The sequence below is a fragment of the Antrihabitans spumae genome (genome assembly GCF_043944905.1).
In the GTDB taxonomy this organism is placed as follows: domain Bacteria; phylum Actinomycetota; class Actinomycetes; order Mycobacteriales; family Mycobacteriaceae; genus Antrihabitans; species Antrihabitans spumae.
Genome location: NZ_JBIMSN010000144.1, coordinates 20,037 through 32,643 on the forward strand (window position 1 = coordinate 20,037; position 12,607 = coordinate 32,643).

Annotated in this window: 12 protein-coding genes; 5 read left to right on the forward strand and 7 right to left on the reverse strand. The window is 62.8% G+C overall.

The window, feature by feature from the left end; translation table 11 throughout:
* Window positions 1-120 precede the first annotated feature (120 nt).
* Window positions 121-807 carry a TetR/AcrR family transcriptional regulator gene (locus ACHIRB_RS27860; protein ID WP_395126018.1) on the forward strand — a complete coding sequence of 229 codons (687 nt, stop codon included), beginning with the start codon at window positions 121-123 and terminating at the stop codon, window positions 805-807.
* On the opposite strand, the gene ACHIRB_RS27865 is transcribed toward ACHIRB_RS27860, so the two are convergent.
* The 3 genes from ACHIRB_RS27865 to ACHIRB_RS27875 are packed head-to-tail and all read right to left on the reverse strand — an operon-like array spanning window position 773 to window position 3,823.
* Window positions 773-2,758 (reverse strand): hypothetical protein, encoded by a 1,986-nt coding sequence (locus tag ACHIRB_RS27865; RefSeq protein ID WP_395126019.1) that lies wholly within the window; start codon window positions 2,756-2,758, stop codon window positions 773-775. The genes ACHIRB_RS27860 and ACHIRB_RS27865 overlap by 35 nt on opposite strands.
* Window positions 2,755-2,979, reverse strand: a complete 225-nt coding sequence (locus ACHIRB_RS27870; RefSeq protein ID WP_199704823.1) for a hypothetical protein — start codon at window positions 2,977-2,979, stop codon at window positions 2,755-2,757. Before ACHIRB_RS27870 ends, ACHIRB_RS27865 begins: the two co-directional genes overlap by 4 nt.
* Window positions 2,963-3,823 carry a TIGR03084 family metal-binding protein gene (locus ACHIRB_RS27875; RefSeq protein WP_395126020.1) on the reverse strand — a complete coding sequence of 287 codons (861 nt, stop codon included), beginning with the start codon at window positions 3,821-3,823 and terminating at the stop codon, window positions 2,963-2,965. Before ACHIRB_RS27875 ends, ACHIRB_RS27870 begins: the two co-directional genes overlap by 17 nt.
* 85 nt (window positions 3,824-3,908) lie before the next feature.
* Between ACHIRB_RS27875 and ACHIRB_RS27880 the strand changes: the two genes are divergently transcribed.
* The 3 genes from ACHIRB_RS27880 (at window position 3,909) to gluQRS (ending at window position 6,006) form a co-directional block, all read left to right on the forward strand.
* The gene (locus tag ACHIRB_RS27880) at window positions 3,909-4,424 is read left to right on the forward strand and encodes a DUF309 domain-containing protein (RefSeq protein WP_395126021.1); all 516 of its coding nucleotides are present in this window, start codon (window positions 3,909-3,911) and stop codon (window positions 4,422-4,424) included.
* Between the two features lie 10 nt (window positions 4,425-4,434).
* Entirely contained in the window at window positions 4,435-5,004 is a 570-nt protein-coding gene (locus ACHIRB_RS27885) for a TIGR03086 family metal-binding protein (RefSeq protein WP_395126022.1), read from the forward strand.
* Window positions 5,005-5,094: 90 nt separating this feature from the next.
* The gene (gluQRS, locus tag ACHIRB_RS27890; protein ID WP_395126023.1) at window positions 5,095-6,006 is read left to right on the forward strand and encodes a tRNA glutamyl-Q(34) synthetase GluQRS; all 912 of its coding nucleotides are present in this window, start codon (window positions 5,095-5,097) and stop codon (window positions 6,004-6,006) included.
* Here gluQRS and ACHIRB_RS27895 read toward each other — a convergent pair.
* A complete protein-coding gene (locus ACHIRB_RS27895) occupies window positions 6,000-6,665 on the reverse strand; it encodes a DUF4190 domain-containing protein (RefSeq protein WP_395126024.1) in 666 nt (221 codons plus the stop codon). The two genes, gluQRS and ACHIRB_RS27895, sit on opposite strands and share 7 nt — an antisense overlap.
* Window positions 6,666-6,804: 139 nt before the next feature.
* Here ACHIRB_RS27895 and ACHIRB_RS27900 point away from each other — a divergent pair, with 139 nt between their 5' ends.
* Window positions 6,805-7,560, forward strand: a complete 756-nt coding sequence (locus ACHIRB_RS27900; protein WP_395126025.1) for a queuosine precursor transporter — start codon at window positions 6,805-6,807, stop codon at window positions 7,558-7,560.
* Here ACHIRB_RS27900 and tgt read toward each other — a convergent pair.
* Genes tgt through ACHIRB_RS27915 form a run of 3 tightly spaced genes read right to left on the reverse strand, consistent with a single transcriptional unit; the run spans window position 7,537 to window position 12,429 of the window.
* Window positions 7,537-8,757: a tRNA guanosine(34) transglycosylase Tgt gene (gene tgt / locus ACHIRB_RS27905; protein WP_395126029.1), complete on the reverse strand. Its 1,221-nt coding sequence runs from the start codon at window positions 8,755-8,757 to the stop codon at window positions 7,537-7,539. The genes ACHIRB_RS27900 and tgt overlap by 24 nt on opposite strands.
* A 37-nt stretch (window positions 8,758-8,794) precedes the next feature.
* The gene (locus ACHIRB_RS27910; protein WP_395126026.1) at window positions 8,795-10,708 is read right to left on the reverse strand and encodes an ABC transporter ATP-binding protein; all 1,914 of its coding nucleotides are present in this window, start codon (window positions 10,706-10,708) and stop codon (window positions 8,795-8,797) included.
* Window positions 10,705-12,429, reverse strand: a complete 1,725-nt coding sequence (locus tag ACHIRB_RS27915) for an ABC transporter ATP-binding protein (RefSeq protein ID WP_395126027.1) — start codon at window positions 12,427-12,429, stop codon at window positions 10,705-10,707. The genes ACHIRB_RS27910 and ACHIRB_RS27915 overlap by 4 nt, the downstream gene beginning before the upstream one ends.
* Window positions 12,430-12,607 lie beyond the last annotated feature (178 nt).

Below are 12,607 nucleotides of genomic sequence, written 5' to 3' on the forward strand. Positions count from 1 at the left end.
CCAAAGGAAAACGATTGCGTACCTCACTAGTCGAGTACTGTAGCGTTCCTCACTTTTCGAAGCAACAGTGGCACGCTTCACAACCAGATGCCCGCAGCTAGGAGTTGATATCGTGACGGAATGAAGGTGACCTCGTCGGACGCAAAGTTGCCACGTGGTCCACACCAACTGAGCCGCGCCGAGGTCCTCGAATCCCAGCGCGGACGTCTCTATGTTGCGATGCTCGACGCGGTCGCTGAGCGCGGCTATCAACCCGTGACCGTCGCCGACCTCGTCTCCCGCGCGCAGATCTCACGGCGCACCTTCTACGAACTGTTCGACACCAAGGAAGAGTGCTTTGCCGCCGCATTCGAGTTGATCGTCGACCTTGTCGGCATTCGGCTCAACAACGCAATTCGATCGGCTGGGCAACTCGACTGGGAACAACTCGTCCGCACCTCGTTGACCGCATACCTCACGATCCTCACCGAAGAACCCGCCGTGGGTCGCGCACTACACATCGAGGCACTCATCGCAGGCCCACCCCTGATCGGGTATCGCCGCAGGATGATCACGCTGTTTGCCGACCGCATGCGTGCCGCCCGCGCACTCGGCGTGCACGAGCATGCCGTGAGTGGCGAATTGGCCGACGAGGTTTTCGAATTTCTGATCGGGGGCATCGACGACCGGATTCGCGACTGTCTCCACACTCGCGGACCCGGCGGCCTACTCGATCTCGAACCTGGCTTGTCCGATATCGCGCTGCTGCTGCTCAGTTCGACCGGTTTGCCGGCTACTCCGGATCCTTCGGTGCCACAGCGTCACTGACGGCTTTGCTCGCAGCCTTCGCCCGACCGAACAACGACGACGCGAGACCGGTGGCCAAGTCGGCAGCACCGGTGACAGCGTCGGTGACGGTCTTACCTCCCGGGACCACGGCTGCGACGGACCGAATCGGTTGCGTACCTTCGCCGATCAGACCCATCGAGACCTGGACCGCACTTTCCGCGGCTCCCCTCACGGCAGCCGAGGCATGAATTGCGGTGTCGTCGAACGTCTTCGCGTAGGCGTCGTCCTTTGCATACTGCGCGAGAAGAGCTTTCGCGAACCAGAGTGAGTCCGTCGTATCAGTTGTCTCCGAAGCCTTTTCGGCCGCCATCTGGATCAATCGGGCGGGGACGGTGAATTCGAGCGGCACACCTTCGCTTTCGGCACGTTTGTGGATCCCACTCAGGATCGCAAAGCTGGTCGTCCACTCGTTCGTCGCCTCGGCCGCTTTGAGCACTGACGGCATCACACCGTCGAGAGGTAGGAATGCCGCACGCTGCGAAAGTTGTTCCAGTGCAGGCAAAGGCACATCGTCGGCCAGCTTCAGCAACTGATTCCAGACGTTCAGCTGATCGTCGGGTTCCAGTGTCACGCCGAGCAGATCGTCGTCGTCGGCGCTGTCGGAGATGATCCCGACCGTCTGCTCACGCGCGGCGAGTGGCATACCGGCAGCGACCTCGAGCAACTCGGGCAGCACACCGTTTTCACTCGCGTCGACCAGTGCCTCGCGCATCTGCGTCGGGTCGAAATTCGCGGCAAGGTCGGATACCCGCTCCTGGGCGGCCTTGGGCAACATCGGAACGATCGGCAACAATTCGGTCAAAGCGTTTGCGGCGATGACACTTTGGACGACTCGTTCGAATTCCGAAACCTCCAGCTTGCCGACAGCGGCAGCCAACCGTTCCTTGATGGGATCGGCTGCAAGCGGGAGTATCAATGGGAACAGTGCCGGGACGGCAGCAGCCGCATCGACCAGTTTTTCCACGCCGTCGATATTGCCGAGTGCGGCAGCGAACTCTCGACGGCCTGCATCAGAGAAGTTCGGGACGAGTGGAACGACGGCTGCCCAGAGATAGTCGCGATCTGCCGCGGCAACAACGCCTTTCATCACGTCGGCGGTTTCGAAAGCCTTCGACTTTGCGAAACGCGCCAGGTTCTGCGGCTCCATCCAGGTCGTCGTCGGCAGGAGCATCGCGAAACTTCCGGCGGAATGCACAGCTTGCACAAGCGCGTCGAGCACGCCGTCACTTTGTTGCGCAGCGACATTCACCATCCGCCCACGGACCTCGAGGCTCACCTCCGTCAGCAGTTCGACAGCGTTGCCGAGCATGCCCGCCTCTTTGGCGGTCTGAATCGTCCGACCGATTCGTGCGTCATCGATGAGCGGCATGATGACGTTGAGCTGTGCCTTGTTCTCGGTGACCTCCGCGATCCGCAATAGCGAGATGTCGTCGACGACGGGTAGCAGACCCGCCAGCATCTCGGGTGTCACGAAGTCGATGAACTGACCCAACGTGATGAATTCTTCGCGCTCCAAAAGGATCGGCGCGAGCCTTTGAGCAACCTCGATCGGCACCTTCGAGATCAGCGGACCCACGCGACGCGGATCGATGTACACCGACGCGTCCGCCATCAACCCCACCGGAAGTTTCGGAACGAGCTTGAGCGCCTTCTCTTCGTCGATCAAGCTGGCCACTGCCGCTGCCATCCGTGGCTCGAAGTACTTCGGTGCGAGCTTCACGATCACCGGATTGGGCACCAGTTTGGCGGCAGCGGCGAGATTCTTGAGCCTCGACTCGGCCGCGACGAAAAACTGATCGGTCGCCTGCTGGCGAAACTCTCGCAACGCCTGCCAGCCGACCGTCTCCAGAAACGCCAGTTCCGAGACGTCGACGTTCAAGATCCTCGACAGCTTGACCAACTCTGCCCTGGTATCGACGACCTCGGTCATTTCTTTCCTCCGATGATCGCTCGCACGGGCCCGCGCAACATCATCGGCAGACCGTTGATGGTGTCTTCGGTGCTCTTGTCCAGGTCGGCGAGCTGGACGACCTTCGCCGACTTCAGGGTCTCGAGAAGCCAGGCGAGCCGCTCCTCGCTCAGCTCTCGAAACCGTTCGGGTAGAGAACCGCCCAATTCGTCGGACAATGCTTGCTCACTGCTGTTGCTCATCGGCACGTCTTTCGTTGTCGGTCATAAAGATGTCGGCCTTGGACTCGAGGGCGCGAGGCTGCCGACCGCTTCCAGCGGCTCCCGCGTAGGCCTGAACCACCTGCAACCACCTGTCGGCCGCAAGACCGACGGCCTGCAGATCCGTGTCGTCGCGATGTCTGCGGCGCGCGGCGACCAGGCAGAAATCCAGCGCACTTCCCAGCACTCTCGACGACGTATGCGCGGGTCCGGCAATCCACTCGACACCGCTCGGCAGCGTGAGTTCGAGGCGAACTTCTTCGTCGGGCGGGTCCTGGTCGTGCGCTCGAAACGAGCCGTCACGATTCTCGACCGCCATGTACGCGGTGTGCCTGAGTCGATCCGTTGCGTCGATCCCGAGCCCGAGGGCGTCCGAGATGTCGACGGTGTGCGCCCAGGTCTCCATGATGCGAGCACTTGCCATCGCCGACGCGGTGAGCGACCGGCCGAACCACGGAATTCTGCGGTCGCTCGGTAACTCGATCAAGGTCTCGGCAAGCTTTCGTCGGGTGGCACGCCACAGACCGACGACAACGGGCTGGGGCATACGCGCGGTCAGTCGCGCGGACTGGTCGCCGAGCACCGATGGATCCAACGCCTTGCCCGTGACCTCCGCCGGTGACGGCGGCGTCGCGAGGCCAGCAAACTTCGCGGCGGCCAAGGCAGCAGCGTCACTGGTTGCGAGATGCGCGATCTGATCTTTGATACGCCAGCCTGGACTCGGCGTCTCGAGATTCCATTGCGCCGACGAGAGCTTCGCGATCATTCGGTCTGTGGTCCCCCACTCCTCGCGGAGTTCGCCGACGACCACGGCGATGTCGCTCATCTGGGCGACGTTAGTACAGCTCATGTACGCCTCGACGGCGATTCTGCGGAATTGGACGTGATCGTGACGCACGTAGGATCGGGGCGTGCCCGACATCGAACGTGATCGCGACGAGGACGGCAGGGCGCGCAGCTCACGACCCCGCGACGCACTCGGTCGACCACTGCCGCCGGGAAGCGAGGGAGTCGAGCGTATCCCCGACGACCTCGACCTTCCACCTGCCGAAACGCTCACCTACGCACAGGATTTGCTGGACCGCGGCCTGGCTTTCAACGCGCACGAAGTGCTCGAGGCGGCGTGGAAGAACGGGCCCCAGTCCGAGCGGGAACTATGGCAAGGCCTCGCGCAGCTCGCGGTTGGGATCACCCACATTCAGCGCGGCAATGTCAAAGGTGCACTGACCTTGCTGCGGCGGGCCGAGCTACGGTTGGCGAACGAAAGCGACACCCCACCACACGACATCGACGCTCCCGGTCTCGTTCGCTACGCCGCGGGGATATCGGCAAAGCTGGAACACGGCGACGAGATCGACCTGACGCAGTTGCGACCCCGCCTCGAAGTTTTCCGAAATGTGCAATCGCCGGGCGGCGGTCCGGGCTGACGATGGATTTATGAACACGACGAGTACACCCGAAGAGCCCACAGCCGACCGTTACCGTCGGCTCGCCGCCGCGCTGACCGATCGTGTCGACGCTGTGCCGGCAAAGAACTGGGACGCGCAGTCTCCCTGCGAAGGATGGACCGCGAGGGACGTACTTCGCCACGTCGTCGAGAGCCAAGCCGACTTCGTGACGAAGGTCGACCTCTCGGTGCCGCCCGGACCTTCCGTGGACGACGATCCGTCCGCAGCGTGGCACCACACGCGTGATGCGGTGCAGAGCATTCTCGACGATCCCGCCAAGGCCGATCGCGAGTACGACGGCGGCTTCGGCACGACCACTCTGCGTGCGTCGTTCGACACGTTCTTCTGCGCCGACCTCATCGTCCATGGCTGGGACATCGCCCACGCGACGGGCATCGAGGACACGATCGACGCTGCCGACCTCGAGTGGGTCGACGCGTTCGCGAAAAGCATGGGTCCGGCGATTCGGACACCCGGCGCCTTCGGTCCGGAGTTGGACGCACCCGTCGATGCCGACCAGCAGACCGCGGTGCTTGCATTTCTCGGTCGAAAAGCCTGAGGCCGCAAGCGGCTCGTGAGTCCTTTTGGAGGGCGGGCCCGCCGAAAAGACGCACGAGCGGCGTAGCCGCCTGCAGTATCTTGGGCGGTTGTGAACCCAGCAAAGTTCGTCCCGCGGTCGGCTGCGGGTCACGGTCGGTTCGCACCGAGTCCGTCGGGCGACCTCCACCTCGGCAATCTTCGAACAGCTTTGCTCGCATGGCTTTTCGCACGATCAACGGCTCGCGGCTTTGTGCTGCGGGTCGAAGACCTCGATCGCGCGCGGTCCGGCTCCGAGGAGCGTCAGCTCGCTGATCTCGCTGCGATCGGACTCGACTGGGACGGCGCCGTCGTTCGGCAATCCGAGCGCTTGCCGTTGTACGAGGCTGCGACTGCCCGACTCCACGATGCCGGTTCCACCTACGAATGCTTCTGCACGCGACGCGAAATCCAGCGGGCCGCTTCAGCGCCGCACGCACCGCAGGGCGCCTATCCCGGCACCTGCCGCAACCTGACGAACTCCGAGCGTGCAGCGCTGCGGGCCACAGGTCGAGCTCCCGCGTTGCGGTTGCGAGCAACTGTCCACGAGTTGCCGATCACCGACGAACTGCACGGCAGCTACACCGGCGTCGTCGACGATTTCGTCCTGCGCCGCGGCGACCTGACTCCGGCATACAACCTCGCGGTCGTGGTCGACGACGCAGAACAGCAGATCGATCAAGTGGTCCGCGGCGACGACCTGCTGCCGTCGACTCCTCGCCAGGTCTACCTCGCGCACACGCTCGGTCTGCCCGTCCCCGAGTACGTCCACGTCCCGCTTGCACTGAACTCACAGGGCCAGCGGCTCGCCAAACGGGACGGACCGGTGACGCTGGCCGACCACCTCGCCGCCGGCCGAACCCCGCGCGATGTCGTCGGCATCATCGCGGCATCACTGCAGCTGAACGGAACGACGCCGGCGGAGTTGCTCGACGGGTTCGACCCTGCGCAACTCCCCCGGACGCCCTGGGTCGTGACTCAGTAGGTGTAGTCGATACTGCCGATCGCAACGATGAAGATGATGGCGAGGACGATGGTCAACACAAGCCCGACCGCTCCGACGATCAAGCCCGCGAGTGCAACACCGCGTCCCTCCTGGCCGGACTGCTTCACCTGATTCAACGCGACGAACCCGAGAATGCCGCCGACGATCGATGCGACAGGCGCAAGGAAGAAGCAGAAGAAGAACAGCGGGATCGCCGAAATCGAGGTAATCAGCGATCCGATGGCCATCCCGTTGGTCCCCTGAGGGCGCGGGACGTCACCGAACGACTGCGGATACGCGGCGGGATATCCCGGCTGTTGCGGGTAGCCGGGCTGCTGCGGATAGCCCGGCTGTTGGTAACCCGGCTGCTGCGGATAGCTCGGCTGCTGTGGGTAACCGGGCTGCTCGTAGCTGGGTTGCGGAGGAAAGGCCTGCGTCGGGTACGGCGTCCCCTGCGGCGGCGGGGCGCCATAACTCGGGTACGGCTGCGGGGCGGCGTTCGGATCGAGCGGATAACCCGAGTACTGAGGTCCGGGATCGGCCGGTGGATACGGCGATGGGTTCACAGTCGTTTCGTCCGCGGGTGGCGTCGCACCCGGCGCCGCGCCGGAGTCGTCGCGCTTGCGCAGCCAGTCGTCATTACCGCCAGCGTTGGTCATAGCGGAAAGACTAGGCCGTGTCTCTCATTCTTCGAGACTCGGCCAGTCAGGTGTTTGATGGTCGGCTCCGCAAGCTACGCGACGTGTAGGCCACCGCTCGATTGTGCGCTCTGGTCATCCTGCTGATTGGATGTAGCGCGTGACCGAGCCCAACGAGCAGGACCCCATCTCCACCGACACCGCGTTTGCGCACGTCGGCAGGGGGTTCTACCCGACCATTGTTGCCCTCTTCACCGCGACGCTGATCATCTCCAACGTCTGTGCGTCGAAGGGCGTGGCGTTCTTCGGGGCGTCGGAGCTTTCGCTCGGTCCACTGCAGATTCTGCCGATCAACACCGATGGCGCCTTCTTCCTCTTCCCACTTGCCTACATTCTCGGCGACATCCTCAGCGAGGTGTACGGCTTCAAGGCCGCGCGCAGGGCGATTCTGCTCGGCTTCGGCGCGCTGATCCTCGGTGCGTTCTGCTTCTGGGTCGCCGTCGAACTGCCTTCGGCGGCGTTCTACGATAACCAGGATTCGTTCCAGTCGGTCGTCGGCGTCGTGCCGCGTCTGGTGTTCGCCGGCTTGATGGCCTATCTCGTCGGCCAACTGCTGAATTCGCTGGTCCTGGTCCTGATCAAGGAACGCACCAAGGAAAAGCATCTATGGGCACGACTGATCGGTTCGACGGTCGTCGGCGAACTCGCCGACACGCTGATCTTCTGCTCGATCGCCGCCGGCGTCATCGGCATCACCACCTGGCGAGATTTCGTCAACTACGTGATCGTCGGCTTCCTGTGGAAGACGCTCGTCGAGGTGTTGGTCCTCCCGATCACCTACCGCGCGATCGCGTTCATCAAGAAGCGCGAACCCTCGTACGCGGCGTCGGTCTCAGTTCCCGTAAAAGCTGGCTAACGTCTGCTTCTTCAAGTCGTCGAACCAGCCGCCATCGATACTCTCGCGGATCTGATCGACGAGTCGAATGGTGAATCGTTCGTTGTGAATCGTGCACAGCGTGGACGCCAGCATCTCCTTCGCCTTGAACAGGTGATGCAGGTAGGCGCGGGTGTAGTTCGCGCAGGTGTAGCAGTCGCACTCGTCGTCGATGGGCGTGAAGTCGCGGCGGAAGCGACTGGTGTTGATGTTGAAACGTCCAGTCGGAGAATAGATTGCAGCATTTCGAGCGACTCGTGACGGATTGACGCAGTCGAACGTGTCCGCACCGTTCTCGACGGCGACGAACAGGTCGTCGGGTTCGCTGATGCCGAGCATGTGCCGCGGCTTGTGCTCGGGCAACTCGTCGCTGCACCAGCCGACGATCGTGCCGAGATTGTGCTTCTCCAGCGCACCGCCGATGCCGAAACCATCGAATCCCCGACCGGTCTCCCCCGTGATCGAGGCAAGTCCGCGACTGGCTTCGCGACGCAGATCCTCGTACTGCGCACCCTGCACCACGCCGAAGAGTGCCTGATAGGGCTTGTGCGACCGCTCGGCTGTCAACCGCTCATGTTCGGCGACGCAGCGGATCGCCCACGCCTGCGTCCGAGCGACCGACCTCTCCTGGTAGCCACGGGTATTCAGCAGAGTGGTCAACTCGTCGAAGGCGAAGATGATGTCGGCACCGAGCTGATGCTGGATCTGCATCGACACTTCGGGAGTGAACCGGTGCGCCGACCCGTCGAGATGCGATTTGAACGTCACCCCGTCGTCGTCGACCTTGGCAAGCCGTTCTTTTCCGGATGCGATGACGTCGTCGTTCTGCACGCCGACCGCTTCCATGGCGAGCACCTTCTTGAAGCCGACGCCGAGTGACATGACCTGGAAGCCACCGCTGTCGGTGAAAGTCGGGCCAGGCCAGTTCATAAACGCGCCCAGGCCGCCTGCCTCATCGATGATGTCCGATCCGGGCTGCAGGTACAGGTGGTAGGCGTTCGACAGAACTGCCTGCGCGCCAAGATCTTTCACGGCCTCGGGTAGAACTGCCTTGACCGTCGCCTTGGTGCCGACCGGAATGAAAGCGGGGGTCCGAATCTCGCCGTGCGGTGTGGTCAGCAGTCCCGTTCGGCCATGCTTGCCAGGCAGTTGCGTTGTGACGGTGAACAGGTCGGGCATGGATTCGGAGGGCACCCTCCCATCCAACCAGGCGTGCTCAGGCGTCAGCAGCCGCGCCGACGAACTGGCTGTTGTAGAGCCGGTAGTAAGCACCGCGGCTGGTAAGCAGCCGATCGTGCGTGCCCTGCTCGACGATCTGTCCGTGTTCCATCACGACGATCAGGTCCGCGTCGCGGATGGTCGAAAGTCGATGTGCGATAACGAAACTGGTTCGGTCGCTGCGCAGCGCCGCGGTCGCGTGCTGAACGAGGGACTCGGTACGCGTATCGACCGAGCTCGTGGCTTCGTCGAGGATCAGGATCGACGGCTTCGCCAGGAACGCCCGCGCGATTGTGATCAACTGCTTCTCTCCCGCGCTGACGCCGCCGCCCTCTTCGTCGATGACGGTGTCGTAGCCGTCCGGCAACGAGTGCGCGAAACGATCGACGTACGCCGCCTGCGCTGCAGCAAGAATGTCTTTCTCGCTTGCCATCGGGTTCCCGTAGGCGATGTTCTCCTTGATCGTGCCGCCGAACAACCAGGTGTCCTGGAGCACCATGCCGATTCGCGACCGCAGGTGGTCGCGGCTCATCTTCGAGATGTCGACGCCATCGAGGGTGATACAGCCGGAGTCGAGTTCGTAGAATCGCATGATCAGGTTCACCAGCGTCGTTTTGCCCGCACCCGTCGGCCCGACGATCGCGATCACCTGACCGGGCTCCGCGACGAGTGACAACCGCTCGATCAGCGGGGTGTCCTTCTCGTAGCGGAAGGAGACACTCTCGAATTCGACGCGTCCGCGATCGACGTTCGGCCGCTCCTCAGGATCAGGATCGGGTCGTTGCTCGTCGGCGTCGAGAATCTCGAAAATCCGCTCGGCCGAGGCGACGCCCGACTGCAGCAGGTTCACCATCGCACCGATTTGGGTGAGCGGCTGCGTGAACGAACGGGAGTACTGGATGAACGCCTGGACTTCGCCGAGGCTGAGCTGACCCGACGCGACCCGAAGACCACCGACGACCGCGACGAGAACGTAGTTGAGGTTTCCCAGAAACATGATCGCAGGCATGATCATTCCGGAGATGAACTGCGCCCTGAAGCTGGACTGGAACAGCTCCTCGTTGCGCTTGTCGAACGCTTCCTCGACCTCGGCACTGCGACCGAACGCCTTGACCAACTCGTGCCCGGTGAACGCCTCTTCCACCTGAGCGTTGAGCAAGCCGGTGTGCTTCCACTGATCCGCGAAATGCGGCTTGGACCTTTTGGCGATCTCGGCCGTCACGATGATGGCCGCGGGCACCGTCAGGATAGCGATCAGCGACAGCACCGGCGAGATCCACAGCATCATGATGAGAATGCCGAGCACCGACAGGACCGACATCATCATCTGGCTGATCGTCTGCTGCAGGCTCTGTGACACGTTGTCCACGTCGTTGGTGACCCGGCTGAGCACATCGCCGCGGGCAGCCCCGTCGAAGTAGCTCAACGGCAGTCGATGCAGTTTGTCTTCTACGTCGCTGCGCAGACGCTTGACCGTCCGCTGGATCGTGATGTTGAGCAGGTACCCCTGCAACCACTGGAACACCGATGCGACGACATAGATGACGAGCACGAGCAGAAGCACTCGACCGACGGCACCGAAGTCGATACCGACGCCGGGCGTCACGTCCATGTTGGCGAGCATGTCGGCGACCGTGTTGTCGCCGCTCGCCCGAAGTTGTTGTATCGCTTCTTCTTTGGTGTTGCCAGGCAGATCCTTGCCGACGACTCCGTCGAAGATGATGTTGGTCGCGTGGCCGAGAATGTTCGGTCCGAGCGTCGTCAGAACAACGCTGACAACAGCGAGTCCCACGATGATCAGCAGAGCGAGACGTTCCGGCGCGAGGCGGTTGAACAGGCGCTTCAGCGACGGGCCGAACGACTTCGGCTTGGTGCCCGGCGCTCCCGGCGCGACCATGCCCGGGCGGGTCATGTCGCCGCCATCTGCGAGTCGACGATCTCGGCGTACTCAGGGCATTCGGTGAGCAATTTGTCGTGTTTACCCATCGCGATGATTGCGCCGTCGTCGAGCACGATGATTCGGTCAGCGTCCTTGATGGTCGACACACGCTGCGCGACGATGATGACGGTCGCCTGCTCGGTCACCGGTTTGAGCGCCGCGCGCAGGCGCGCATCGGTCGCGAGATCGAGTGCCGAGAACGAGTCGTCGAAGAGATAGATACTCGGCCGCTTCACCAACGCTCGTGCGATCGCCAAACGCTGCCGCTGGCCACCGGAGACAGTTGTACCGCCCTGGGACACCGGCGAGTCGAGTCCTTCGGTCATCTCCCTGACGAAGTCGGCGGCCTGTGCGATCTCGAGACAGCGCCACAGTTCGTCGTCCGTCGCATCGGGGTTGCCGTAGCGCAGGTTGCTGGCGATCGTTCCGGAGAACAGGTACGGCTTCTGCGGCACCACGCCGATCTGGGAACGCAGCAGGTCGGGGTCGAGATTGCGGACATCCGTCTCGCCGACGTACACGGCACCGTCGGTGACGTCGATCAGACGCGGGATGAGGTTGAGCAGTGTCGACTTGCCCGAACCGGTGGCGCCGATGATCGCCGTGGTCTCGCCGGGTTCGGCGCGGAAGCTGATCGATTTGAGCACCGGTTCCGCGGCGCCCGGGTAGGCGAACTCGGCAAAACCGAACTCGACGAGGCCTGGGTGGGCGGCGAAAGGTTCGGCCTTGCGCGGCGGCTGAACACTCGTCTCCGTGTCGAGAACCTCGCTGATCCGTTCGGCGCAGACGGACGCTCGCGGCACCATCATCGCCATGAACGACGCCATCATCACCGACATCAGGATCTGCATGATGTAGCTGAGCATCGCGGTCAGCGAACCGATCTGCATTTCGCCGGACTCGATCTCGTACCCGCCGAACCAGATGACCGCGACGCTGGTGATATTGCTGATGAGCATCACCGCCGGGAACATCAGTGCCATCAGCCGACCGACACTGAGCGCGGTTTCGGTGAGTTCGGTGTTGGCAACGCCGAATCGCCACGTCTCGTTACGCTCGCGGACGAAGGCGCGGACCACTCGAATACCGGTGATCTGTTCGCGCAGAACACGATTGACCGCATCGATCTTCACCTGCATCGAGCGGAACTCCGGCACCATCTTGACGATGATGTAGCCCATCACGAGTCCGAGTGCGGGCACCGCGACGACAAGAATCCACGACAGACCGAGGTCTTCACGCAGTGCCATGAAAATGCCGCCGACACACATGATCGGCGCCATGACCATGATCGTGCAGCTCATGACGACAAGCAGCTGAACTTGCTGAACATCGTTGGTATTGCGCGTGATCAGAGACGGCGCTCCGAAGTGGCCCATCTCGCGCGCGGAGAACGTGCCGACCTGATGCAACACCGCGCCGCGGATGTCGCGTCCGGCCGCCATCGCCGCACGGGCACCGAGAAAGACGGATCCGACAGCACAGACAATCTGGACGAAGGTGAACACCAGCATCATCAGGCCGGTCGACCAGATGTAGCCGATGTCGCCCTTGGTGATGCCGTTGTCGATGAGGTCGGCATTGAGGCTCGGCAGATACAACGCCGCGATCACGGAGATCAGTTGGAGCACAACGACCCCCACCAACTGATTGCGGTAGGGGTGCAGATAAGTGCGAAGCAGCCTGATCAACATACTTCTCGAAGGCTACCTTCCCTGGCGCGCTTGCGTCGCGGCCCTGCCGCTCGTGTCGACGAACGATCGGGGTGCACGCATGGGCAGTGACGCTCACAGCCCATTCCTGACGTTTTGCGACGGGATCCGGGCTGTTGCGTAATGCGATCGGCGTGAGGCGCGTGATGTGAGGCCGAAA